The sequence below is a fragment of the Chromobacterium sp. LK11 genome (assembly GCF_001043705.1).
Taxonomy (GTDB): domain Bacteria; phylum Pseudomonadota; class Gammaproteobacteria; order Burkholderiales; family Chromobacteriaceae; genus Chromobacterium; species Chromobacterium alkanivorans.
The window spans coordinates 35056-59671 of record NZ_LDUR01000004.1 but is presented as its reverse complement, the minus strand read 5'-3'; the positions used below and the strand labels follow the sequence as shown (position 1 = coordinate 59671).

Here is a 24616-nt window from a genome sequence, read left to right as displayed (position 1 = left end):
GATTCAAATCCCGGCCTGCATTCTAGAGCCAAGCGCGCCGTCGGTCACGACGACGGGCCAAGCCCGGCGCAGTCCAGTACAATGGCGGTTGCTCAACAAGGATTCGCCTCATGCTGATGGTCATCTCTCCAGCCAAGACGCTGGACTTCGACACCCCCGCCGCCACCGATCAATACACCCAGCCGGACTTTCTGCACCACAGCGCCGAACTGATCCAGGTGCTGCGCGCCAAGAGCCCGCTGGAAATCGGCAAGCTGATGAGCATCAGCGACGCGCTGGCGCAATTGAACGTGGGCCGCTATCACGACTGGCAGGCGCCGTTCAGCCCGGCCAACGCCAAACAGGCGGTGCTGGCGTTCAAGGGCGACGTCTACGAAGGCCTGAACGCCGCCAGCCTGGAGCCGGGGCAGATGAACTATCTGCAAAGCCATCTGCGCATCCTGTCCGGACTCTACGGCGCGCTGCGGCCGCTGGACCTGATGCAGCCCTACCGGCTGGAAATGGGCACCCGGCTGAGCAACCCGCGCGGCAAGAACCTGTATGAGTTCTGGGGCGACACCGTCACCCAGGCGCTGAACGCGGTGCTGGAGCAAAGAAAAGACCCGGTGCTGGTGAATCTGGCCTCGGAGGAATACTTCAAGGCGGTGAAGCCCGCCAAGCTCAACGGCAGCCTGATCACCCCGGTGTTCCAGGACCGCAAGAACGGCCAGTACAAAATCATCAGCTTCTACGCCAAGCGCGCGCGCGGCATGATGGCGCGCTGGGCCGCGCTGCATCAGGTCAGCCAGCCGGAACAGCTCAAGCACTTCGACAGCGCCGGCTACGCCTTCGACGCCGCCGCCTCCGGCGAGCTGAACTGGGTGTTCCGCCGCGACCTGCCCTGACTAGGCCGAGACGGCGTTGACCAGCGCCTCTCCCCGCTCGAAAGCGCCGGCGTTGCCCAAGGTGGCGTCGGCGATATTCATCAGCGCCTCGCGCGTCAAAAAGCCCTGGTGCGAAGTCACCAGCACATTGGGAAAGGTCAGCAGCCGCGCCAGCTGATCGTCCTGCAGCCCGCTTTCCGACAAGTTTTCGAAAAACACGCCCTCTTCCATCTCGTACACGTCCAGGCCCACGCCGGACAAGCGCCCGGCCTTCAGCGCCTCCAGCAAGGCGGCGGTGTCGATCAGGCCGCCGCGGCTGGTATTGATCAACACCGCGCCCGGCTTCATCCGCGCCAGCGTCTCGCGATTGACCAGGTGCCGGCTCTCCGCCGTCAGCGGCAGATGCAGGCTGATCACGTCCGCCTGCCGCCAGATCTCGTCCAGGGACACGAACTCGCAGCCCAGGCTCGCCGCCAGCTCGGCCTTGGGGTACAGATCATAGGCCAGCACCCGCATGCCGAAACCGCGGGCGATGGACATCGTGGCCTGGCCGATGCGGCCGGCGCCCAACACCCCCATGGTCTTGCCGTGCAGATCGAAACCCACCAACCCGTCCAGCGAAAAATCCATCTCCCGCACCCGGGTGTAGGACTTGTGGATGCGGCGCACCACCGCCAGCAATAAGGCGAAGGCGTGCTCGGCCACCGCGTGCGGCGAATAGGCCGGCACCCGGGTCACCGCGATGCCGTGCCGGCGGCAGGCCGCCAGGTCCACACCGTTGTAGCCAGCGCAGCGCAAGGTCACCAGCTTCACTCCCGCCGCCGCCAGCTTGGCCACCACCGCGGCGTCCAGCCTGTCGTTGACGAAGGGGCAGACCGCGTCCGCCCCCTGCACCAGGCTCACGGTGTCCAGGTTCAAGCGCGGCTCGAAAAACTGCAATTGATGGCGGTGGCTTTGATTGGCGGCCTCCAGCGCGTGGCGGTCGTAATTCTTGGCGTCAAAAACGGCAATGCGCATGCTGCGGCTCCCGGATGCGGATGGATGAACCCACTATAAGGCAGCGCGGCGCCCAGCAACAGCCTCTCCCCTGGCGTCGCCGCCGGTGACGGCGCCGGGAAAATATGAATCCCGGCCATAGTCCGGATGCATATTGATGATTTGACGACAGGCCGGCGGTGCGCAATAAACTTGGCCTGCCGGCAAGATGATCAACCCTCGCTTGGGGATAGACTATTAATATGGAAAATACTATTTCAGGTAATAGTAAATCCGGGCCGCTCGCCTCCGGCGCCCGCCAGCCGGCGCGCGCCGGCCTGGCCGCCTTTGTCGGCACCACGATCGAGTGGTACGACTTCTACATCTACGGCACCGCCGCCGCCCTGGTGTTCGACCAGCTGTTCTTCCCGCCCGGCGACCCCTTCCTCAGCCGCATGGCCGCCCTGGGCACCTTTGCCGTCGGCTTCTTCGCCCGCCCCTTGGGCGGCATCGTCTTCGGGCACCTGGGAGACAGGCTGGGCCGGAAGAAATCGCTGGTCATCACCCTGATGCTGATGGGGGTGGCCACCGTCTGCATCGGCCTGCTGCCCACCTACCAGCGAATCGGACTCTGGTGGCCTTGCGAGTGCTGCAAGGCGTCGCCGTGGGCGGAGAATGGGGCGGCGCGGCGCTGATCGCCGGCGAGCACGCCGGCCGCCGGGCCGCCCCGCTGCTGGAGGATGCAGCCGGCCTGGTGGTGCTGCTGACCGTCAGCCGCATCGAATCCGCCGTCTACGACAAATGCCTGGACGAGATTCGCCGCCTGATCTTCGTCGGCGACGGCGTCGGCTCTTCCCTGCCACGCGACATGACGATCTGGCCAACTGGATCATCATGCCGATAACCTCCCGCCTGGAGCGAGTCGGGGCCATAGAGAGGCCTCAATAACGCCCATGCCTGCCTGGCTCAATCCTTTGCCCGCTCTTCACGGAAGATCAGCAGCGCCAGCAAGCTGGCCGCCCCGCAAGCCATGATGTACCAGGCCGGCACCAGCGGGCTGCCGCTGACGCTGATCAACCAGGTCACGATGAACTGGGCGAAACCTCCGAACAGCGTCACACCGCAGGCGTAGACGATGGCTAGGCAGGTGGCTCGCTCATTGCGGGGAAAGGCTTCCATGATCAGCAAGAAGCCGGCGGGACTGCCCAGCGCCAGCAGCCCGGCCAAGACCAGCACCAAGACCAGGGCGGCCGGCAGAGCCGGGTAAGCATGCAGCAGCATGAAGCAAGGCAGGGCTAGCAACACCAACAAGAAGTTGACCGCCAGCAGCAAGGGCTTGCGCCGGGACAGGCGATCGGCCAGCATGCCGGCCGGCGGCGACGCCAGCAACAGAAGCAGCCCGGCCGCGCACCCCGCCAGAAGCGCTGACGCCGGCGGCTGATGTAATACCTTGATCAAGTAGGATGGCAGGTAGTGGCCGACCACATACATATTGGCGGTGCCGCCCATGATCAGCATCATGCCCAGCAACAGCTTGCTTCGGTGCCGATAGACCAGCTCGCCCAGACGGGGCTGGGCGGACGGCTCAGCGTGGTGGGTTTCATCCAAGTGGCGGCGGATGTACAGCCCCACCGGCCCCACCAGAAGCCCCAGCAGGAAGGGCAAGCGCCAGCCCCAACTCTCTAGCGCCTCAACACTGAGGAAGTGGCTGAGCAGAGCGCCGCTCAGCGCGCCGGCCAGCACGGCCCCGCCCTGAGTGGCCATCTGCCAGCTCACCCTGAAGCCACGGCGATGGCGTGCGCCGGACTCCATCAGGTAGCTAGTGGCGGCCCCAACCTCGCCGCCAGCGGCAAAGCCCTGCAGCAATCTGCCCGCGACGATCAGCAGCGGCGCCAGTACGCCGATACTGGCGTAGGTGGGCGCCAGACCGATCAGAGCGGTGCCGGCCACCATCAGCCAGATCGTTAGCGTCAACGCCGGCTTGCGCCCGGAACGGTCGGCGATGCGGCCTATCACCACGCTGCCAAGCGGCCGCATGACGAAGCCAATGCCGAAGGTGGCCAGCGCCATCAGCAGCGATCCGTACTCGCTGTGGGAAGGAAAATACAGTTTACCGATCAGCAAAGCGAAAAAGCTGAATACGGTAAAGTCGTACAGCTCCAGCCAATTGCCCAGCGATACGGCGACGATGGTTCGGCGCGACGACTTTGCTGCGGGTTCGGCCGGGACGGAGGGAGGTGGAGCGGTCAGCGTCTTGTGCATGGTGTATTTCCCGGTTTTAGCTATAGCCTGCGTCAGAAATAGTTGTGATACAGGCCTATCGCGGCACTGACGGGCGCAATCCCCGACAACGGCCGGCCAAGGGCGTCGGTGGGCAGCGGCTGGCTGTTCAGGACCAAGGTGGAGCCGCCAAGATTGCGAATGGAACCGGCGCGGGCATATAGGCCGGTTCGTTTGGACAGCATGTAGTCGTAACCCAGCATCAGGCCGAGGGCGGCGCTGGAGATGGAGCGTCCGTCCGAATCGCGCGCGCCGGACGTGTCGCGATAAACGATGGAGAGCCGATAGACATGCCGTTTTTCCGCGACGATGGCCCCGGCCGTGTAAACGCGGGCGATGCCGTTTTGCTGGCGGCGCGGAATGGTCACGGTGTGGGAGGTGGACAACACCAGCCGGCCCGTGTCATAAACCGCGGCCAAGCCATAGAAGTCATTGCGCACCGCGCCCGTGCCGAGCGCTTGGGGCAAAGGCTGCCAACTCTGGTTGAGGCTGGCGGCCAGAAACAGCGGCCCATCCAGATGGGCCAGCATGGCCCCGCGGCTGCCAGGTGTTCGCCGCCCTGGCTCGGCGGCTTGCAGCAGCTCCACATTGAAGCCCTGACCGCGCGGGGACATCCACTTGACGGCGCCTCCCGCCCGGCTGTCCAGCTGAGCAGAGCCGGGACCGAGATCGGCATTGGGCAAGACGCCACGAGACGTCTGCACCGCCCCCATGCCCACCCAGCTATAGACCGAGTTGGTGTTGACGGCGCCGAATGGATCGACGAACAGCGGCAGACCGGCGTTGAGCTGACGCCCCAGCCGCAGCGCCCCCCATTGCGGGGACTCCAGCCCCAGCCAGGCTTCGCGGTTGAAAGGCGCGCCGGCGACCTGAGGAGTGCCGTCATTTGCGTTAAAGCCGGCCTCCAGGTTGAACTCCGCCCTCCAGCCGCCGCCCAACAACTCGCGCCCGGCCAGCCCGAATTTTGACGTCCATTCGCCACCGCTCTGCATCTGCCACGTGCTTTTGCCGCCGGCCTGCGAGTAGTTAACGCCCAGGTCCAATGTGCCATACGGGGCAACGCCGCCGTTCTTCAGAGCGCCGTTGAACAGAGGCAGGCCTTGCAGGCGGGTCATTAAGAAAGAATCGGCCCAGGCGAATGGGGACAGACAGGCCACCAGCAGAGGCGGCCAGGTATGGCGCAGCAGCATCGGTTTCTCCTTGGTGGTGCAATGCCGGCTGTGCCGCCGGCTTGATCGCAATGCGCGTCAGGCTCGCAGGTAGTTTTCCGTCAACCGTGCCCACAGCGAGGCGCCCACCGGCAGCGCCTCGTCGTTGAAGTCGTAGCCGGGGTTGTGAACCATGCAGCCGCCGCGGCTTTCGGTACCGTTGCCCAGCAGCACGTAGCAGCCCGGCTTCTTCTCCAACATCCAGGCGAAGTCCTCGCTGCCCATCATTCCCTGCGGCGGTTCGATCAAACACTGCGCGCCGGTTTGCTCGCGGATCAGCGCGCTCATAAAGCGCGTTTCATCCGGCGTATTGACCAGCACTGGCGAGATGGTGCGGTAATCGATCTCCGCCGCCACGCCAAAGCTCTGCGCCTGCAACTGGACGACTTCATGCAAGCGCTGTTTCAACGTGGCATGGACATCGCGGCTAAGCGCGCGCACGGTCAGCTTCAGCTCCGCGTGCTCGGGAATCACGTTGTACGTCTTGCCGGCATGGAGCGAACCGACGGAGACCACACCGGCTTCCGTTGCGGGGATGTTGCGCGCCACCAGCGTTTGCAGAGCCATGACGATGGACGATGCGGCGACGATGGGGTCGCGGCCAAAACTGGGCATGGCGCCGTGCGCCCCCACCCCGGCGAGGCGTATGTCCACGCTGTCGGACGAGGCCGCCATCGCCCCCTCCTTCAACGCAAAACATCCAACGGGCAACCCGGGCGCGTTGTGCAACGCGTATACGGCATCGCAGGGAAAGCGTTCGAACAGGCCGTCCTCCAGCATGGCCGGAGCCCCTCCCAGGCCCTCTTCGGCGGGCTGAAAAATCAGGTTCAGCGTGCCGTTGAAGCGGCGGGTTTCGGCCAAGTACTTGGCCGCGGCCAACAGGATGGCCGTGTGGCCGTCGTGGCCGCAGGCGTGCATCTTTCCAGGGCAGGTGCTGGCGTAGGGAAGCCCGGTGTTCTCCTGGATGGGCAGCGCGTCCATATCGGCGCGGATGCCGAGCGCGCGGCAGCCATCGCCAACTCGTAACGTCCCCACCACTCCGGTTCTGCCCACGCCGGCATGCACCTCGTACCCCCACTCGGCAAGCTTGGCGGCCACCAGCTCGCTGGTCCGTTTTTCCTCGAACCCAAGCTCGGGATGAGCATGGATCTGACGGCGCAGCTCGATGAACTCATCCAGGTTGAGCAGAATTTCTGGGAGGATGAATGGAAGGTTTGCCATGGTTTGGGCCCCGTGGTTTGGAAGGTGTCGCTGCATGATATGCAAAACTATTTGTGCTGAATAAGCACAAATATTGATAGCCATAAGCAGGAGTTATTAGAGTGAGTTTGCTGAAGCAACACCAACTGCGCGCGCTGGCGGCGGTAGCGGATCATGGCAGCATCAATGCGGCGGCAAGGGCTTTGTGCGTGACCCAGCCCGCCATTACCAAAGCTCTGCGCGAGCTGGAGGCGGAGCAAGGCGTGTCGCTGCTGCTGCGCAACTCCTGGGGGGTGACTTTGACTGACGCCGGCCAAACGCTGCTGGGATACGCGCGGCTGGTGATACGCGAATTGGAGCGGGCGCAACAGGAAATGAGCCAATTGCGCAGCGGCCGCGAGCGTAATCTGCGCATCGGCCTGACCCCGTTGGCCGGCTTGGAAATATTGCCGCAGGCGTTCGCCGCGTTCCGCAAGACCATGCCGCAGGTGCGCGTGGACTTTCTGGAGCTGGACAGCCAACAGCTGCTGGACGGCTTGCGCAACGGGCAATTGGATTTTGGACTCGGGGCTTTCGCCGCCCCGCCCGATGGCGCCTTTGTCAAACCGGAATCACTGTTGAAATCGCGATCCGGCTTCGTGGTCAGCGCGGACAGCCCGCTGCGGCATGCCGCCAGCCTGCACCAGCTTCAGGACGCCGAGTGGTTGCACTCGGATCAAAGCGGCCAATATGAGCGCTTCATCTGCGACATGTTTTCCAGGCAGGGATTGCCGCCGCCGGAACGCATCATTTGCTGCACCTCGAATGTATTGATTTGCGCTTTACTGACGATGCTGGACGCCGTGGTGCCGCTGTCCAATCTGGCCCTGAGATCGACGCTGGCAGCGCAGCGCTTTGTCGAATTGCCATTGGACGTGCGCCCGCCGGATGTGAACTTGCTGCTACTGGTACGGGAAGGCGCAATCCTGAGCAAAGCCGCGGGATGGTTTATTGCTTGTTTGAGGGCGGCACCGCAAGGCGAGAAAATTGAAAACGGATTGCCAGGTGAATCCCCCTTCCTTGCCCAGGCGGTTCAGGAGCCTCATGCTCAGGCCGACAAGAAAATATCATGAGTCGGCGACGCCTCTCCCCAAGAGCCCAGGTTCGGAACCACCAAACGCCGCAGGATGCGGCGCCCCTGCCGCCGAAGCTCCAAATCGCCCAAGCGCGCCAATCCGGCCGAACTCCCTGGGCGGCCAAGCGCCCGCTGCTCTCAAGGAAATGAGGCCCGGCATGGGCCAAGAAGGGAGTTGCCGCGACAATATCGCGGCGGGAACGTCTTTCCGGAGCGGGAGCGGAAACTCATCTTCTGAACGCTGAGAAGCGTCAAAAACAAGCCGACTCGATAGTCTTACCGGACAAAGAAGGGAAACCAACGCAAAAAAGCCCGAAGCTGTTTAGCTTCAGGCTTTTTTAACTGGTTGCGGGGGCAGGATTTGAACCTACGACCTTCGGGTTATGAGCCCGACGAGCTACCAGACTGCTCCACCCCGCGTCTGATCTGTCTGCTGTGTTTCGTGCAGAGGAGTGAACTATACCCCGCCCCGTTTTCTTGGTCAAGCGTTTTGACAAAAAAGATTGCCGGCGCGCTGAAAGTTCGCGCCAAGACGATACATACTTGTTAACAGTTGATCTTTGCTACCACACACCTGATCAACAAAGACCGTCTAAAGTGAACTCAAGGTCAGCGCAGTCGTTCTCCCCGAGCGATTGCGGCCCGAGAAGTCAGCCGCCTGTCTGCCAACAGGCACTGCCGATGCGGGCGCGATCTTTGTGCATTTTGGAAGACATTGCCGCTGCGGCTTCGACTGCCAGCGAAGCCGCAAATCAAGCAGCCGTGTCTTTCCTCCTAAGTGTTCATCACGGAACTTCAGGGCCGCTTATGCGGCCCTTTTTTTTATTCGTCCACCCGCCCGCTTCAAGGCGCGGCCACGCCCACAGCGGCTTCGCGCCGCATCCGTCGCCGATACAGCAAGGTCATCAGGCACAGCCCGCCCATCACGCCGTAGCTGATGAAGGGCGCCACCAGCAGAAAACGCTCCACCGGCCAGGTCCAGGCCAGATAAGCGCGCCCGCCGGCCTCCAGGCTCAGACCCAAGCCCCACCACAGCGTCATCCGCTGGATGGCGCGCCTGAAACCGTCAAGCCGCCACAGTTGTTCGAACCGTTCCCGCCCCTGCGCCGATTCCCGCGCCAAGGTCGCCCGCGCCAGATAAAACACCAGCGGCCGACGCAGCGCTAGGGACAGCAGAAAGCCGCAGCCGATCAAACCAGTGATCAGGGACTCGCGCAGCAACAGCAGGCGCGCGTCGCCGCCCAACAACATGGCCAGCAAGGACAAGCCTATGCCCGCCAGCACCAGCAGACTCAAGGCGTCCACGCGACGGAAGCGCACCAGCTCGACCACGCTCCACAACACCGGCGGCAAGGCGGAGAACATCAGCGCGCCGGCTTCGCCCCAGCGCGGCTCGCCATAGCGGTAACACAGCCAGGGCAACAGGAAATTGACGATGATTTCCAGAATCAGTTTTGAGCGTTGCGGCACGGCGCCTCCGCCATCAAATGCAAAAAGCATGAACAATTTGCATCGAAACGTCAACTGCCTGGCTTGAGTTTTTTGCAAGGGAGGGAAAGGACCGGCCAAAAACAAAGCCCCGCGTTTCGCGGGGCTTCATCGGTAATCTGCGCAATGGAATGGACAAACGCAGGGGGGAGGCATCAGGCGGCCGCCTGAATGAAGGCGTTGGCGGGATACAAGGCGCTGGCCAAGCCCAAAGCGGACTTGAAAGTCACTTCGAACATCTTGCCAACCTGTCGGATGCTGACCACTTCGTAATGCATGGTAGAGCCGCTGTCCTTGTGCTCAAGGATTTTGTAGCCGGGTTTCAGTTGAGAAATTTTCATGATGGTTCATTCCTTTTTCTTTTTTTTGGGTTGTTCAAAATTCATTTCATCTAGAGACATACCATATTTTCAAAAGTTCCGCCAGCCGGACGAGAATGTTTCGCATTTGGCTTGCGGTCAATGTAACAGCCTCAGATGACAGCCTGGTGAAGCTTTCGGGGCCGCGAAATGACGCGGCCCCTGCATGCCAATATGACAGCAGGGGCCGCGGGACCCAACTAGCAAAAAGAACAGTCAGGATTAGGAACTACCGGCTCAGCCTATGCGCATGCCCGGCTTGGCGCCCTGGTCGGCGTCCAGCAGGAACAGGCCTTCGCTGTCGTCCTGGCCGGAAGCGCAGACGATCATGCCCTGGGACACGCCGAAGCGCATCTTGCGCTCGGCCAGGTTGGCCACCACCACCACATTGCGGCCCACCAGTTTTTCCGGTTCCTGGTAAGCCTTGCGGATGCCGGAGAAGATGTTGCGCTTCTCGAAGCCCAGGTCCACGGTGAACTGCAGCAGTTTGTCCGAGCCTTCGACGAAGTTGCACTCCAGCACCTTGCCGATGCGCAGGTCCAGCTTGGCGAAGTCGTCGATCTTGATGGTTTCGGCCAGCGGCTCGTATTGAGCGGCTGCCGGCGCGTCTGCGGTGGCTTGCATATTCTGTTTGTTCGCTTCTATCAGTTTGTCGATCAGTACCGGGTCGATGCGCTGCATCAGGTGCTGGTAGGCATTGATCTTCTTGCCCAGCAGCAGGTTTGCGGCGTCGCTCCAGGCGAGCGGCGCCACGTCGAGGAAGGCTTCCACGCCCTCGGCCAGCTTGGGCAGCACCGGCTTCAGGTAGATGGTGAGCAGGCGGAAGGCGTTGATCAGCACGGTGCAGACTTCCTGCAGACGCGCGTCCTGGCCTTCCTGCTTGGCCAGTTCCCACGGCTTGTTGGCGTCCACGTAGGCGTTGACCACGTCGGCCAGCGCCATCACGTCGCGCAGCGCCTTGGCGTATTCGCGCGCTTCGAAGGCGGCGGCCAGCTCGTCGGCGGCGGCCTGCAGCTTGGCGAGGATGTCGCCGTCGCTGACCTGGCTGGCCAGCATGCCGTCAAAGCGCTTGGCGATGAAGCCGGCGGAGCGGCTGGCGATGTTGACGAACTTGCCCACCAGATCGGAGTTCACCCGCGCGACGAAGTCGTTCAGGTTGAGGTCGATGTCTTCGATGCGGCCGTTGAGCTTGGCGGCGATGTAGTAGCGCATCCACTCCGGGTTCAGGCCGCAGTCCAGATAGCTCTTGGCCTGGATGAAGGTGCCGCGCGACTTGGACATCTTCTGCCCGTCCACGGTCAGGAAGCCGTGGGCGAACACGCCGGTGGGCGCGCGCAGACCGGAGTAGTTCAGCATCGCCGGCCAGAACAGCGCGTGGAAGTACAGGATGTCCTTGCCGATGAAGTGGTACATCTCGGTCTGGCTGTCCTTGCCGAACCATTCATCGAAGTTCAGGCCGCTGCGATCGCACAGGTTCTTGAAGCTGGCCATGTAGCCGATGGGCGCGTCCAGCCATACATAGAAGTACTTGCCCGGCGCGCCCGGGATCTCGAAACCGAAATACGGCGCGTCGCGGCTGATGTCCCAGTCCTGCAGGCCGCCGGAGATCCACTCGTTCATCTTGTTCAGCGATTCCGGCTGCAAATGCGGCTGGGTCGCGCCGTCGGCGCGCGCGCTGCTGCCGCCGGTCCATTGCTTGAGGAAGTCGGCGCACTCGCCCAGGCGGAAGAAATAGTGCTCGGAGGTTTTCAGCACCGGCTTGGCGCCGGACACCGCCGAGTACGGGTTCTTCAGTTCGGTGGGGTTGTAAGTGGCGCCGCAGACTTCACAGTTGTCGCCGTACTGATCCTTGGCGCTGCATTTCGGGCACTCGCCCTTGACGAAGCGGTCCGGCAGGAACATCTGCTTTTCCGGGTCGAACAGTTGCTCGATGGTGCGGCAGGCGATCTTGTCGTCGGCCTTCAGCGCCAGGTAGACCTGCTCCGCCAGCGCCTTGTTTTCCGGGCTGTTGGTGCTGTAGTAGTTGTCGTGGCCGATCAGGAAGCCCTGGGAATCCGCCAGGTGCAGTTCGCGCACGCTGTCCACCAGCTGCTCCGGGGTGATGCCCTGCTTTTCCGCCGCCAGCATGATGGGGGCGCCGTGGGTGTCGTCGGCGCAGACGTAATAGCATTCGTGGCCGCGCATCTTCTGGAAGCGCACCCAGATGTCGGTCTGAATCTGTTCCAGCATGTGACCCAGATGCAGCCCCGCGTTGGCGTAAGGCAATGCGCTGGTCACCAGAATCTTGCGTTTGGTCATTAGGATTGTTCCAAAGGTGCGATCTGAAACGATCGATTATAGAGGCAGTCGCCCCCGGCGGTCACGACGGATCGCCGGGAAGCCGGCTCCGCCAAGACAAAGCCCGGCCGCGCATGCGGGCCGGGCTGTGCCAGCGGGGCCGGGTTCAGGCTCAGGACGCCTGATTGGCCAGTTCCGGCTGCTTGGCCTCGGCCTGCTGCGCGCGCTCCAGCATCGCCCAGCGCACGGTGCGGCGCGCCACTTGCACATAGGCCAGCGAGAAGGCCAGCGACAGGCAGGCGAAGCCGAGCATGCCGGCTTGCTGGTAAGCGATGCGGAACAGTTCCACACCCAGCGCGTAGCCGGCCATGGACAGCATGCTCATGCTGGCGGACACCGTGCCCTTGCCGGCGGCGTCGCAGGACATCAGCGCAAAGCGGTACAGCACGCCGAAGGCCAGGCCTTCGCCGAAAGCCATCAGCATCATGCCGGCCACCATGAAGTATTGCGGATGCGCGGACCACAGCACGCCGGACAGCATCAGACTGAGACCGATCACGATGGGCCACATGCCGATCAGCGCGGAACGACCCAACGGCCAGCGGCCGGCCACCAGCACCAGCGCGAGATTGCCGGCGATCAGGCCGCCGAACACCGGCAGCTGCATCAGGCCGTATTCCAGCGCGCTCATGTGCAGATCATTGATCAGCAGCACCGGCGACATGGCGATCCAGCCCATCAGCGGCAGCGCCAGCAGCGGAATGCACAGCGCGGACAGCACGAAGCGGCCGTTGCCGAACACTTTCAGGTAATCGCGCCCCATCTGCGCCAGCGGCAGCTTCTCATGGCTGGGCTGGGTGGTTTCCGGCATTTTCCACAGCAGGCCCAGCAAGGCCAGGAAGGACAGAACGGCGATCAGCAGGAAGCTGGTGCGCCACGGCGCCAGCTCCATCAAGGCGGCGCCGGCCAGCGGGCCGGCCAAGGGCGCGATCAGCGCCACATTGGCCATCAGCGCGGTGACCTTGACCGCGGCCTTTTCTTCAAAGGCTTCCTGCACCGCGGCGTAGCCGACGGCGTTGATGAAGCACAGGCCGACGCCCTGCAGCAGGCGCAGCGCGATGAAGGCTTCGATGGAGCTGACCAGATAGGTGGCCAGGCAGGTCACGGTGAAGTAGGCGACGCCGAACAGCAGCACCGGCCGGCGGCCGATGCGGTCGGACAAGGGGCCGGTCAGCCAGGACAGCAGCGCGCCGCCCAGCAGGAAGGCGGTCATCGACGCCGGCACCCAGGAGGCGTCTACCAGGAATTCCCGGGTCACCGCCAACATCGCCGGCTGCACCATGTCGTTGCAGATGTAGACGGCGAATTCGAACAGCACCAGGGCCAGCGGGAACAATAGATTGGAACGGCTAAGCTTTGCGTGTAGAGCGGACATTACGGAGATGCAGCCTTTCTGAGACCGGCAAGCGGCGCGCTTGCCCATGCGGCCGGACGGACAAGGGCCAATAAAGCGAAAAAAGGGCGCAATTGTACCTGCAGAACCGGGGGCGCGCAAAGCAATTTTTGCCACAAACACAATAAAAACAGCAATTTGCGGCCAAACCGTTTCGCCCTACCAGACCAGGGGAGCGGCCGGGCTTCCCCGGCCGGCGCGGACGCTTGCCGCACCGTTCGCGCCTGCGCCTGAGCGCTGCGGGCCGAGACGACGGCGCGGCTGATAGAAAAACAATCAATAAGCTTATGCTTATTAATATGGGTCAAGCCCGGGGAAACTCGGTAAAATCGCGCCTTTTCGCCGCATTCCCCGGCTTGGCCGCGCAGCCTCCCGCACGCGACGCCCGGCCTGGATGAAGCTTTTTTTATCAGGATTCCACGCTCGTCTGACCTCGCTCAACAAACCGGCGCCCTGCCGTCGCTACCCTGAGCCCAGCTCGCCGCCCCAACACTCCCCCCTGCACCAGCCGGCCCGGGCGGCCAGTGAAACCTGACGACAAAACCAATAGATTAAGGGGTTTCCCATGACCTTGACCGTCATCGCCACGCTAGCCGTCACGCTGGCCTTGCTGGCGCTGCTGTGGCAGCAGCAACGCACTCACGTCTCCTTCACCAAGCGGGTCTTCACCGGCCTGGCGCTGGGCGTCGCCTTCGGCGCCGCGCTGCAATGGCTGGCCCAACCCGGCTCGCCGGCGCTGGCCGCCTGCCTGGAACTGTGCGAAATCATCGGCTCCGGCTATGTGAAGCTGCTGCAGATGATCGTGATCCCGCTGATCATGGTGTCCATCATCGCCGCGCTGCTCAAGCTGGAGGGCGGTTCCTCGCTGGGCAAGATCAGCGCCGCCACGCTGGGCGTGCTCTTGTTCACCACCATGCTCGCCGCCGGCGCCGGCATCCTGATGGCCAATCTGTTCGGCCTCAGCGCCGAGGGCCTGACCGCCGGCGCGGCCGAAGTGGCGCGCGGCGAATCGCTGGTGAAAAACCTGAGCACGGTGGAAGAGCTGTCCTTCAGCAAGCTGGTGCTGGACTTCCTGCCGGCCAACCCCTTCCTGGACATGACCGGCGCGCGCAAGACCTCCACCATCGCGGTGGTGATCTTCTCGGTGCTGGTCGGCCTGTCCGCCACCGGCATCGCCCGCAAGAAGCCCGAGCTGTTCGCCAGCTTCAGCCACTTCATCGCCGTGGCCCAGGCCATCGTGATGCGCATGGTGACCCTGGTGCTGCGCCTGACTCCCTACGGCGTGTTCGCGCTGATGACCAAGGTGGTGTCCGGCTCCAGTTGGGCCGACATCGTCAACCTGATCAACTTCGTGCTGGCCTCCTACGGCGCGATGCTGCTGATGTTCGCCGTGCACCTGCTGCTGGTGGGCCTGGCCGGCGTCAATCCGCTGCGCTGGACCAAGAAAGTGATCCCGGTGCTGACCTTCGCCTTCACCTCGCGCACCAGCGCCGGCTCCATCCCGATGAACGTGGCCACCCAGAACAAGCTGCTGGGCATTCCGGACGGCATCGCCAACTTCGCCGCCTCCTTCGGCGCCACCATAGGCCAGAACGGCTGCGCCGGCATCTATCCGGCCATGCTGGCGGTGATGATCGCCCCCACCGTGGGCGTCAACCCGATGGACCTGCACTTCATCGTGCCCTTGATCGCCATCATCACCATCAGCTCCTTCGGCGTGGCCGGCGTTGGCGGCGGCGCCACCTTCGCCGCGCTGATCGTGCTGTCCGCGCTGGACTTCCCGGTGGCGCTGGCCGGCCTGCTGATCTCGATCGAGCCGCTGATCGACATGGGCCGCACCGCGCTCAACGTCAGCGGCTCCATCACCGCCGGCACCGTGACCAGCCGCCTGCTGGGCCAGACCGACATGCAAGTGTTCAACAGCGACCGCGAGATCAATCTGGACGAAGAGATGGCTTAAGCCACAACGCGCGACGCCGCCTTGAAAACCGCCGGAGAATGCCTATTTACAGCCTGTAAACAAGCATGCTCGGCGGTTTTTTCCATCAAAGCGGCCAAGAGACCGCCTGACGATCCATTGCGCGTCGACGCAAGGCCATACACAAACCCCGAACGGAAACACCCTATGAAAATCGTCATCATCGGCGGCGAAGCCGCCGGCATGAGCGCGGCGGCCAAGGCGCGCCGCAGCGCGCCGCAAGCCGAAATCGACGTCTACGAGATGTCCGAGATCATCTCCTTCGGCGCTTGCGGCCTGCCCTATTTCGTCGGCGGCGAGTTCGACGAGCCCGGCCATATGGCCGAATTCAGCGTGGAAGACTTCGCCAAGCGCGATATCCGCGTGCACACCGGCCACCAGGCGCTGAGCATAGACCCCGCGGCCAAGCGGGTGCGGGTGCGCCGGCTGGCGGACGGCGAGGTCTTCGACGCCGCATACGACAAATTGATGATCGCCACCGGCGCCAGCGAAATCCGCCCGCCGCTGCCTGGCCTGGACTTGCCCGGCGTGCACACGCTGCGGGTGATGGAGGACGGCCTGGCGCTGCGCGCCGCCGCGGCCCGCGACGAGGTGCGCGAGGTAGCCATCATCGGCGCCGGCTTCATCGGCCTGGAATTGGCCGAAGCCATGGTGCGCCTGGGCAAGCGGGTGCGGCTGATCCAGCTGGCGGAACGGGTGATGCCGGACGCCTTCGACGCCGAGATCACCAGCCTGATGGAACAGGAGCTGCGCGAACACGGCGTGGCGCTGCATCTGTCCGAGGCCGTCACCGCGCTGCGCGGCGACGGCGCGGTGCAAAGCGTGCTCACCGAGCGCGGCGAATACCCGGCCGACCTGGTGGTGCTGAGCATAGGCATACGCCCCAACACCGCCTTCGCCGCCGACGCCGGCCTCGCCCGGCTGGGCAACGGCGCCATCGTGGTGGACGCCTACGGCGAAACCAGTCTGCCGGACATCTACGCCGCCGGCGACTGCGCCGCGGCGCCGCATCAGCTGACCGGACAGCCGGTCTATGTGGCGCTGGCCACCGGCGCCAACAAGCTGGGCCGCCTGGTGGGCGAGAACATGGCCGGCGGCCGCCAGGCCTATCCCGGCACCCTGGGCTCGGCCGCGGTGCGGGTGCTGTCGCTGGACGCCGCGCGCACCGGCCTGTCCGACGCGCAAGCGCGCGCGGCCGGCTTCGATTGCAAGAGCGTGCTGGTCAAGGACAAGAACCACACCAATTACGTGCCCGGCCAGGCGGAAGTCCACGTCAAGCTCACCTACGAAACCGGCAGCCAGCGGCTGCTGGGCGCGCAAATGATAGGCCGCAACGGCGACGTGGTGCACCGGCTGGACGCGCTGGCGGTGGCCATCGCCAAGGGCGTCAGCGCGCGCGAACTGGGCATGATGGACTTTTGCTACGCCCCCCCCTTCGCCCGCACCTGGGACGTGCTCAACGTCGCCGGCAACGTGGTCAAATAAACCCGGCCGGCGGAACGCCCTGCCCGCCCGCGCCGATGCCAGCGCGGGCAAGTTGGGGTAAACTGCCGGACAGCCACAGATTCAACGGATGTCCTCCCCATGCTTTCCAAGCTCACCCGCCTTTTCCAGTCCTCACCGGGAACCGAAAACAGCATGTCACTCAGCGATGCGCAAGTGCTGGAAGCCGTGTCCAGCCTGATCGACGACAACACCGGCAAACCCTTCGTCGCCGCCAAGGCGGTGAAAAACATCAAGATCAGCGACGCCGAACTGTCGCTGGACGTGGTGTTGGCCTATCCGGCCAACAGCCAGCACGAACCGGTTCGCCTGCGCTTTGAAGCCGCGCTGGCGCCGCTGGCCGAGCAACGCAAGCTCAGCGTGCGCGTGGGCAGCCTGATCACCAGCCACTCCGCCCAGCGCGGCGTGCCGCTGCTCTCCGGCGTCAAGAACGTGATCGCCGTCGCCTCCGGCAAGGGCGGGGTGGGCAAATCCACCACCGCGGCCAATCTGGCGCTGGCGCTGTCCGCGGAAGGCGCGCGCGTCGGCATCCTGGACGCCGACATCTACGGCCCCTCGCAGCCGCTGATGATGGGCTTGCAGGGCCAGCGTCCGGAAACCCCGGACGGCAAGAGCCTGAAACCGCTGGAAAGCCACGGCGTGCAGACCATGTCCATCGGCTACCTGGTGGACGCGGACCAGGCCATGGTCTGGCGCGGCCCCATGGTCAGCCAGGCGCTGCAACAGCTGCTCAACGACACCCGCTGGGACAATCTGGACTATCTGGTCATCGACATGCCGCCGGGCACCGGCGACATCCAGCTGACGCTGTCGCAGAAAGTGCCGGTCACCGGCGCCGTCATCGTCACCACCCCGCAGGACATCGCGCTGCTGGACGCGCGCAAGGGCGTCACCATGTTCCAGAAAGTGGGCATTCCCATCCTGGGCATGGTGGAGAACATGGCCATCCACGTCTGCTCCAACTGCGGCCACGCCGAACACATCTTCGGCGAAGGCGGCGCAGCGCGGATGGCGGCGGACTTCGGCGTCGACGTGCTGGGCTCCTTGCCGCTGGACATGGGCATCCGCCTGGCGGCGGACGGCGGCACACCCACGGTGGCGGCCGACCCGGACGGCAAGGTGGCGGAGCTGTACAAGGCCATCGCTCGCAAAGTGGCGGTGAAGGTGGGCGAGAAAGCCCAGGACTTCTCCGGCAAATTCCCCAAGATCGTCATCCAGAACAACTGATAAACACATCATGATCGCGATGTTCGACTCCGGCCTCGGCGGCCTTTCGGTATGGAAGGCCGTGCGCGCCGCGCTGCCCGGCTGGGGCATCACCTATCTGGCCGACCAGGCCTACTGCCCCTACGGCCAACGCAGCCACAGCGACATCGCCGCGCGCAGCGTCAGGATGGCCCGCTATCTGCAAGACCAAGGCGCCTCCCTGCTGGTGGTGGCCTGCAACACCGCCACCACCGCCGGCATCGCCGCCATGCGCCGCGAGCTATCCATCCCGCTGGTGGGCATAGAACCGGCGATCAAGCCGGCGGCGGCCATGAGCCGCACCGGCCGCATCGCGGTGCTGGCCACCCAGGCCACGCTGCAAAGCGAGCGGGTGCGCAAACTGCTGGACACCCACGCCGACCACATCGAAGTGCTGCGCCGCGTGGGCGCGGGCTGGGTGGAGCAAGTGGAGGCCGGCGAACTAGACAGCCCGCGCACGCGCGAACTGGTGGCCGCCGTAGTGCGGCCGCTACTCGACGAAAACATCGACCACATCGCGCTGGGCTGCACCCACTACCCGTTCCTGGAACCGCTGATCCGCGAACTGACCGGCGACGGCATCGCCTTGTACGACCCGGCCGAAGCCATCGCCCGGCGCGTGGTCTCGCTGTTGCCGGAGGCCGCGCCCGCCGCCGAACCGGCCTACCGCTTCATCACCACCGACGCCGACAGCGCCGGCATGCGCCGCATTCTGCCGCTGCTGATAGGCGCCGACTATCCGGTTGAGTCCCTGCCCCTGGAGCAAACCCAATGATTCCACGTCTGTCGCGCCTGCTGGCGCTGGCCTGCCTGATCGCCGCCCCCGCCGCCTGGGCGCTGCCGCAATGCTCGCTGGTGGCCGCCCAGGTCAATCAGCAAGCCGGCAACCGGCTCAATCAGAACGAGCTGAGCGCGGTATTGAGCCAACTGGGCAAAACCGGCCAGCTGCCGCCGCAGTTCGTCACCAAGCGCCAGGCCAAGAACGCCGGCTGGCAGCCCGGCCGCAGCCTGTGGAGCGTGCCCGGCCTCAACGGCAAGTCCATAGGCGGCGACCGCTTCGGCAACTACGAAAAACGCCTGCCCAAAGGGCAATGGCAGGAAGCCGACCTGAACTATAAAGGGGGCAAGCGCGGCGCTTATCGCATCGTGTTCTCCGGTTCCGGCCAGCGTTTCGTCACCGTGGACCACTACAACCGCTTCATCGAGGTGCCACCATGCCAGTGAAAGTTTGCGAACTGCACCACATCAAAAGCCTGGACCAGCTGTTTGACGAACTGAGCCGCCAGTTGCGCTTGCCGGCCCATTTCGGCCGCAATCTGGACGCGCTGTACGACAGCCTGGCCAAGGACGTGCCGGGTCCGTTCGAGATCGTCTGGCGCGAAACCGAGGAGGCGCGCAAGGCGCTGGGCGCGGACCTTTACGCCACCATCCTGGAAATTCTGGAAACCGTGGCCGAAGAACGCGGCGACGTCACGCTGGACATCCACCACTGAAACGCCGGGCCGCCGCAGCAAGGCCTCCGCGGCGGCCCTTCATCCCGATGGCAAGTTCATCATCATTCGTTTCCGCAACACACACTCGTCTACGAAATTCAAGACTCGAAATACAACAAAGACAAGCGTTCGCTAATTCACTATAATCCCACCCCTAAATAGGTCAATAACTGTCCTACAACTGGCAGCAATGCCAATAAAATCAAACAACAATAACGTAGGCGGGCCACTACATCGGCAACCTTGACACACACGAAGCGGCTGCTCCCTCCACCGGACTGGCGCCGGCATTGTTTCATTACGAACTTGCCGTGTTGTTATCAAAACGCTCTCAAATACAGGTAGGAACTTCTCAATGCAGTCGAAAAAACTCACAGGGCTGATCCTCATCGGCCTGGTGCTGGGCATCATCGCCGGCTATCTCTATCGCGAGAACGCCGCCAGCGAAGCCGACATCCAAGCCTTCGCCAGCAACATCTCCATTCTGACCGACATCTTCCTGCGCCTGATCAAGATGATCATCGCGCCCTTGGTGGTGTCCACCCTGATCGTGGGCATCGCCAAGATGGGAGACGCCAAGACCGTGGGCCGCATCGGCGGCAAGACCATGCTGTGGTTCATCAGCGCCTCGCTGATGTCCCTGACCCTGGGCCTGATCATGGTCAACCTGCTCAAGCCGGGCGTGGCGCTCAACCTGCCGCTGCCGGACAGCCACGCCACCAGCGGCATCCAGGCCGGCGCTCTGTCGGTGAAGGACTTCGTCACCCACGCCATCCCCAAGAGCGTGTTTGAGGCGATGGCCACCAACGAGATTCTGCAGATCGTCGTGTTCTCGGTGTTCTTCGGCTGCGCGATGGCCGCTTTGGGCGAACGCGCCAAGCTGCTGATCGACACCATCGACGTGGTGGCCCACGTGATGCTGAAAGTGACCAGCTACGTGATGCTGTTCGCGCCGCTGGCCGTGTTCGGCGCCATCGCCGCCACCGTGGCCAAGGAAGGCCTGAGCATTCTCGCCACCTACGGCAAGTTCATGGCGGAGTTCTACCTGTCCATCGGCATCCTGTGGGGCCTGCTGATCCTGGCCGGCGCGATGTTCATCGGCCCGCGCGTGCTCAAGCTGATGGGCATGATGCGCGAACCGCTGCTGCTGTCCTTCACCACCGCCAGTTCCGAAGCCGCCTATCCCAAGACCCTGGAACAGCTGGAGCGCTTCGGTTGCTCCAACAAGATCGCCAGCTTCGTGCTGCCGATGGGCTACTCCTTCAATCTGGACGGCTCGATGATGTACTGCACCTTCGCCGTCATCTTCATCGCCCAGGCTTACGGCATCGATCTGACGCTGGCGCAGGAAATCTCCATGCTGCTGATCCTGATGCTCACCTCCAAGGGCATGGCCGGCGTGCCGCGCGCTTCGCTGGTGGTGATCGCCGCTACCCTGGCCCAGTTCAACATTCCGGAAGCCGGCCTGCTGCTGTTGCTGGGCATAGACCACTTCCTGGACATGGGCCGCTCCGCCACCAATGTGGTGGGCAATTCCATCGCCACCGCGGTGGTGGCCAAGTGGGAAGGCGAGCTGAAAAAGCACTGAGCAAAACCAGCTCCACGCCATGCGCCGCCCTCCGGGCGGCGTTTTTTATGGCTAGCCGCGACAAGGCTATTGACAGACAATCCCTTGCCCAATAGAATGCCCCACTCTGAGTCGGAGAGGTGGCAGAGTGGTCGAATGTACCTGACTCGAAATCAGGCGTACGTGCGAGCGTACCGAGGGTTCGAATCCCTCCCTCTCCGCCAGAACCAGACATTGAAGCCCTGAGCAATCAGGGCTTTTTTGTTTTGTCCTTCCGCTTCACCCCCGCCCCGTTTGCGCCTACCATTACAGCCTTCCGCCCTATCCAAGCAGTGCGCGCATGAATCATCTGGTCAACTACGTCAACGCCATCCTGGACGCCCCTTCCCCGCGCCGCGCGCGCCTGGACGGCTCAAGCCGGGACAGTTGGACGGATCAGGGCTATACCGTCGTTGCGGAGCAGTCCACCTATGTTTTCGACGACGGCGCGGTAATCCAGCGGACGACGGAACAGGACGACTACCCGGCCGAGGCCGCCTGCGCCGAATGCTGGATTCGCTATGAAGTGATCCATCAGCCGTCCGGCGACGCCATCCAGCCCGGCCACATCAGCTTCAACAACGCCTGCCGCGAGGCTTTCTGGCGGCGCTACTTCTCTCCGGAAGCGCCGGCCGCGCCCGGCTGCGGCCCTTCCGCCTCGCCAAAGCAACCGGCTTGACCCCCTACCCCCAATCAGTAACAATCGCCGCGTGCCGCCTCATTCCGCGGCATTTGGGTGTAGCAGCTCATAACGCCATAGCCTCGCCATAGTCCCCGCCTTATCAAAGGCAGGCGCTGGCGGGGAGGCGCATTCGTGCGCCTGCCGGAGCTATGGCCGGTCTGCTACCCTCGTCATCCGCCTGCCAAATCCGCGTAGCAGCGAAGGCAGGCCCAGCCATAGGAGCCTTCCGATGACGCACCAAACCCGGCGCTATCGCGCCCTGCTGTCTCCCTCTCTTCCGCTGAATACCTTGCTCTCCGAATTGCGCCCGTTCAACAGCGTGGCGCCGGCCACCTTGAAACGGCTGGAAGGCCAGCTCTACGCCCGCGAGCAAGGCTTGCGCAGCGCCCTGCTGGATCTGCGCAAGGGCCACGACAGCCTGCGCGCGGTGCTGGCGCTGTTGGCGCAGGCCAAGGAACAGCCCTGCCCCTGCAATGTGCTGCATCTGACGCTGGAGCCGGCACAGCAATGGCTGCAACAGGGCCTGGACGCGCTGCAGGCGCGGCGTTGAAAGCGTCCGCGCGCTGGACGGCCTTTCCGGCGGAGGTCAACCGGAGGCGCGGCGCGCGGCGCCGTTTCAATGTTAATAATGTCTTTGGAATGGGTTGCGCGCACGGGTAAACTCCTGCTCCTCGATTCGACGCGGCGGCGCGGCTTCCGCGCGGCCGGCGTCATCCATCAGCCTCTTAACAGCCGAATCGCCAAACCCATGACTCTGCACAAACTGTTCGCTCCCCTGCTGCTGGCCGGCGCGCTGGCGCTGCCCGCCGCCGCTCACGCCGCGGATGAAAAACTGATGCTGTCCATCGAAGACGCCTTGAACACCGATCTGGCCAAGGAGAAGCTGGACCCAAGCATCACCTTCCGCTTTGCCCGCGGCGGCAAAGGCAAGGTGCTGGGCGAATGGGTGAGCAATAAGAAAACCAATAGCTTCGGCAAGGACAACGCCGCCGCCTGCCAGCGCGCCTTCATTTCCGCGCTACTGGAGTTCCAGGAGCGCGCGCGCAAGGAAGGCGGCTCCGCCGTGGTCAATATCCGCAGTTATTACAAGTCTGAAGAGGTCAGCAACGCCAAGGAGTATATGTGCGGCAGCGGCTTCTTGATGGCGGGCGTGGCGCTGAAGGCGCAGGTGCTCAAGTAAGCCAGAAGCGGCGGCGTCAAAGCGCCGCGCGAGAGAACACCAGACAGGCGTTGGCGCCGCCAAAGCCGAAGCTGTTGCACAGCACGCTGTCCAGCCGGGCCGCCCGGACGCGCCGCACCAGCGGCAGGCCGGCCAGGCAATCGTCCAGCGCGCCGTACTGCGGCGAGCCGGCGACGAAGCCGTGGCTCATCATCTGCAGGCTGAAGATGGCTTCCATCGCGCCGGCCGCCGCGATCGCGTGGCCGGTCAAACCCTTGGTGGAGGAGAAGGCGGGCACGGCGTCGGCGCCGAACACGGCCTGCACGGCCTCGACTTCGACGCGGTCCCCTTGCTGAGTGCCGGTGGCGTGGGTGTTGATGTAATCCACCCGCTCCAGTCCGGCGTCCGCCAAGGCCAGCCGCATGCAGCGCTCGGCCCCCGCGCCGCTGGGCGCCACCATGCTGTGTCCGTCGCTGCCGGCGGCGTAGCCGGCCAGCTCGGCGATGATGGGGGCTTTGCGCGCCAGCGCGTGCTCCAGCGCCTCCAACACCAGCACGCCCGCGCCGCCGGCGATGACGAAGCCGTCGCGGTCCGCGTGATAAGGACGGGAGGAGGCTTCCGGCGCCGCCGCGTCGCCGGCGGCCAGCACGCCCATCACGTCGAACAGCACCGCGGATTGCCAGCTGACTTCTTCCGCGCCGCCGGCCAGCATCACGTCCTGTTTGCCGAACTGAATCTGTTCGAAAGCGTAGCCGATGGCGTGCGCGGAGGTGGCGCAGGCGGAGGTCACGCCCAGGCTGAGCCCCTGGATGCCCAGGTGGGTGGCCAGATTGGCCGACACGGTGTTGCCCATGATCTGCGGCACGTAGTAAGGCGTCAGCCGCTGGATGCCGCGGCTGGCCAGGATGGCCATCGCCTCGCTCAGCCTGGCCGCCGAGCCCACCCCGGAACCGACGACCAGGCCGGTGCGCGGATGCCGCAGGACGGAGGCCGGCAGCCGCGCCTGCGCAATCGCCTGCTGGGCCGCGTGCCAGCCGTACAGGGCGGCGTCCGCCATGAAGCGTTGCAGCTTGCGCGGCGGCAAGGCGATGTCGTCGCGGCGCGGCGCGCCGGCCACGCGGCTGCTCATGCCTTGCTCGGCGAAATCCGGCCGCGCGGCAATGCCGCTGCGCCCGTCGCGCAAGGCCGCCAGCGCCGTCGCCTCATCGTTGCCGATGGGGCTGGCCAGGCCATAGCCGCTGACGACGACGCGACGCTTCATGCTCAAGGCGCGATCTGGTTGGCCGAAGACTGGATCTCTTGCACCATGATGGCGACCCAGCGGTTGTAGTTGGGATGGATCAGCGTGGTGCCCACCGGCGCTTTTTCGGCGGCGCCGCTGTAGTTTTTGTTCTCGCTCTTGGTTTCCACGTTCAGGTTGTTGGCGGACAGGTATTTGACGCTGTAGCGGTCCGCGCCGTAGCTGATGGCCACCTTGGCCTGATGCTTGCCGCGCACGTCCAGGCTGGCCAGCAGCTTGCCTTCGCCGTCGTCCACCACCACCCAGCCTTTGCTGCCGGCGCCGGCGATGATCGCGCGACGCAGCATGTCCGCGCTCATCGGCTTGCCGTCCATGCGCGCCACCAGTTGGTCGCTCACGTCGCGCACCGGCACGCTGGCCGGCGCGGCCTGCGCGGAAACGGCGATCATCGCCAAAAACAAGGCTGCAATATAAGCGCGTAATTGACGCATGT

At 64.2% G+C, this 24616-nt stretch carries 24 protein-coding genes and 2 tRNA genes; 15 read left to right on the top strand and 11 right to left on the bottom strand.

What is annotated here, in order from left to right; translation table 11 throughout:
- Window positions 1-110 precede the first annotated feature (110 nt).
- On the top strand, window positions 111-884 hold the full coding sequence (gene yaaA / locus VK98_RS02230) for a peroxide stress protein YaaA (protein ID WP_048412478.1): 774 nt from the start codon (window positions 111-113) through the stop codon (window positions 882-884).
- On the opposite strand, the gene VK98_RS02225 is transcribed toward yaaA, so the two are convergent.
- Window positions 885-1880, bottom strand: a complete 996-nt coding sequence (locus VK98_RS02225) for a 2-hydroxyacid dehydrogenase (RefSeq protein WP_048412477.1) — start codon at window positions 1878-1880, stop codon at window positions 885-887.
- A 221-nt stretch (window positions 1881-2101) separates the two neighbouring features.
- On the opposite strand from VK98_RS02225, the gene VK98_RS24105 reads away from it, so the two are divergent.
- On the top strand, window positions 2102-2533 hold the full coding sequence (locus VK98_RS24105) for an MFS transporter (RefSeq protein ID WP_053077183.1): 432 nt from the start codon (window positions 2102-2104) through the stop codon (window positions 2531-2533).
- Window positions 2503-2742: a hypothetical protein gene (locus tag VK98_RS24100; RefSeq protein WP_053077182.1), complete on the top strand. Its 240-nt coding sequence runs from the start codon at window positions 2503-2505 to the stop codon at window positions 2740-2742. Before VK98_RS24105 ends, VK98_RS24100 begins: the two co-directional genes overlap by 31 nt.
- A 62-nt stretch (window positions 2743-2804) precedes the next feature.
- On the opposite strand, the gene VK98_RS02215 is transcribed toward VK98_RS24100, so the two are convergent.
- The 3 genes from VK98_RS02215 to VK98_RS02205 are packed head-to-tail and all read right to left on the bottom strand — an operon-like array spanning window position 2805 to window position 6547.
- On the bottom strand, window positions 2805-4100 hold the full coding sequence (locus VK98_RS02215; protein WP_053077181.1) for an MFS transporter: 1296 nt from the start codon (window positions 4098-4100) through the stop codon (window positions 2805-2807).
- A 32-nt stretch (window positions 4101-4132) separates the two neighbouring features.
- Window positions 4133-5308, bottom strand: coding sequence for a porin (locus tag VK98_RS02210; RefSeq protein ID WP_048412476.1), 1176 nt, complete (start codon window positions 5306-5308; stop codon window positions 4133-4135).
- A 57-nt stretch (window positions 5309-5365) separates the two neighbouring features.
- Window positions 5366-6547, bottom strand: coding sequence for a M20 aminoacylase family protein (locus VK98_RS02205; RefSeq protein ID WP_156187733.1), 1182 nt, complete (start codon window positions 6545-6547; stop codon window positions 5366-5368).
- A gap of 101 nt (window positions 6548-6648) precedes the next feature.
- On the opposite strand from VK98_RS02205, the gene VK98_RS02200 reads away from it, so the two are divergent.
- Complete coding sequence (locus tag VK98_RS02200) at window positions 6649-7638, top strand: LysR family transcriptional regulator (RefSeq protein ID WP_053077180.1); 990 nt, start codon at window positions 6649-6651, stop codon at window positions 7636-7638.
- 345 nt (window positions 7639-7983) lie between these two features.
- Here the strand turns inward: VK98_RS02200 and VK98_RS02195 are convergent.
- The 5 genes from VK98_RS02195 to VK98_RS02175 all read right to left on the bottom strand — a co-directional run bounded on the left by VK98_RS02195 (window position 7984) and on the right by VK98_RS02175 (window position 13199).
- Window positions 7984-8060 (bottom strand) — tRNA-Met (locus tag VK98_RS02195).
- Between the two features lie 423 nt (window positions 8061-8483).
- The gene (locus tag VK98_RS02190; RefSeq protein ID WP_197082936.1) at window positions 8484-9110 is read right to left on the bottom strand and encodes a VC0807 family protein; all 627 of its coding nucleotides are present in this window, start codon (window positions 9108-9110) and stop codon (window positions 8484-8486) included.
- Window positions 9111-9283: 173 nt separating this feature from the next.
- Window positions 9284-9469 (bottom strand): hypothetical protein, encoded by a 186-nt coding sequence (locus tag VK98_RS02185; RefSeq protein WP_019103612.1) that lies wholly within the window; start codon window positions 9467-9469, stop codon window positions 9284-9286.
- Between the two features lie 255 nt (window positions 9470-9724).
- Window positions 9725-11785 carry a methionine--tRNA ligase gene (metG, locus tag VK98_RS02180; protein WP_048412474.1) on the bottom strand — a complete coding sequence of 687 codons (2061 nt, stop codon included), beginning with the start codon at window positions 11783-11785 and terminating at the stop codon, window positions 9725-9727.
- 151 nt (window positions 11786-11936) lie between these two features.
- Window positions 11937-13199, bottom strand: coding sequence for an MFS transporter (locus VK98_RS02175; protein ID WP_048412473.1), 1263 nt, complete (start codon window positions 13197-13199; stop codon window positions 11937-11939).
- Window positions 13200-13782: 583 nt separating this feature from the next.
- Here VK98_RS02175 and VK98_RS02170 point away from each other — a divergent pair.
- The 11 genes from VK98_RS02170 (at window position 13783) to VK98_RS02120 (ending at window position 22904) form a co-directional block, all read left to right on the top strand.
- On the top strand, window positions 13783-15177 hold the full coding sequence (locus VK98_RS02170; RefSeq protein WP_048412472.1) for an L-cystine transporter: 1395 nt from the start codon (window positions 13783-13785) through the stop codon (window positions 15175-15177).
- Between the two features lie 165 nt (window positions 15178-15342).
- Window positions 15343-16680: a CoA-disulfide reductase gene (locus VK98_RS02165; RefSeq protein WP_048412471.1), complete on the top strand. Its 1338-nt coding sequence runs from the start codon at window positions 15343-15345 to the stop codon at window positions 16678-16680.
- A 153-nt stretch (window positions 16681-16833) separates the two neighbouring features.
- Window positions 16834-17925: an iron-sulfur cluster carrier protein ApbC gene (gene apbC / locus VK98_RS02160; RefSeq protein ID WP_048412470.1), complete on the top strand. Its 1092-nt coding sequence runs from the start codon at window positions 16834-16836 to the stop codon at window positions 17923-17925.
- A gap of 10 nt (window positions 17926-17935) precedes the next feature.
- Window positions 17936-18718, top strand: a complete 783-nt coding sequence (murI, locus tag VK98_RS02155; RefSeq protein WP_048412469.1) for a glutamate racemase — start codon at window positions 17936-17938, stop codon at window positions 18716-18718.
- Window positions 18715-19167 carry a ribonuclease domain-containing protein gene (locus tag VK98_RS02150; RefSeq protein ID WP_048412468.1) on the top strand — a complete coding sequence of 151 codons (453 nt, stop codon included), beginning with the start codon at window positions 18715-18717 and terminating at the stop codon, window positions 19165-19167. The genes murI and VK98_RS02150 overlap by 4 nt, the downstream gene beginning before the upstream one ends.
- On the top strand, window positions 19158-19436 hold the full coding sequence (locus VK98_RS02145) for a barstar family protein (protein WP_048412467.1): 279 nt from the start codon (window positions 19158-19160) through the stop codon (window positions 19434-19436). Before VK98_RS02150 ends, VK98_RS02145 begins: the two co-directional genes overlap by 10 nt.
- Before the next feature lie 355 nt (window positions 19437-19791).
- Complete coding sequence (locus VK98_RS02140; protein WP_048412466.1) at window positions 19792-21024, top strand: dicarboxylate/amino acid:cation symporter; 1233 nt, start codon at window positions 19792-19794, stop codon at window positions 21022-21024.
- Window positions 21025-21137: 113 nt separating this feature from the next.
- Window positions 21138-21227: transfer RNA gene (locus VK98_RS02135), tRNA-Ser, on the top strand.
- 116 nt (window positions 21228-21343) lie between these two features.
- Window positions 21344-21721: a hypothetical protein gene (locus tag VK98_RS02130; protein ID WP_048412465.1), complete on the top strand. Its 378-nt coding sequence runs from the start codon at window positions 21344-21346 to the stop codon at window positions 21719-21721.
- Window positions 21722-21953: 232 nt separating this feature from the next.
- The gene (locus VK98_RS02125; protein ID WP_043590888.1) at window positions 21954-22274 is read left to right on the top strand and encodes a hypothetical protein; all 321 of its coding nucleotides are present in this window, start codon (window positions 21954-21956) and stop codon (window positions 22272-22274) included.
- A 198-nt stretch (window positions 22275-22472) separates the two neighbouring features.
- Complete coding sequence (locus VK98_RS02120) at window positions 22473-22904, top strand: hypothetical protein (protein ID WP_053077179.1); 432 nt, start codon at window positions 22473-22475, stop codon at window positions 22902-22904.
- A gap of 16 nt (window positions 22905-22920) precedes the next feature.
- Here VK98_RS02120 and VK98_RS02115 read toward each other — a convergent pair whose 3' ends face one another.
- Both VK98_RS02115 and VK98_RS02110 read right to left on the bottom strand, forming a co-directional pair.
- On the bottom strand, window positions 22921-24144 hold the full coding sequence (locus tag VK98_RS02115) for a beta-ketoacyl synthase N-terminal-like domain-containing protein (RefSeq protein WP_048412464.1): 1224 nt from the start codon (window positions 24142-24144) through the stop codon (window positions 22921-22923).
- Window positions 24145-24146: 2 nt separating this feature from the next.
- On the bottom strand, window positions 24147-24614 hold the full coding sequence (locus VK98_RS02110; protein WP_156187732.1) for a hypothetical protein: 468 nt from the start codon (window positions 24612-24614) through the stop codon (window positions 24147-24149).
- Window positions 24615-24616: the final 2 nt, after the last annotated feature.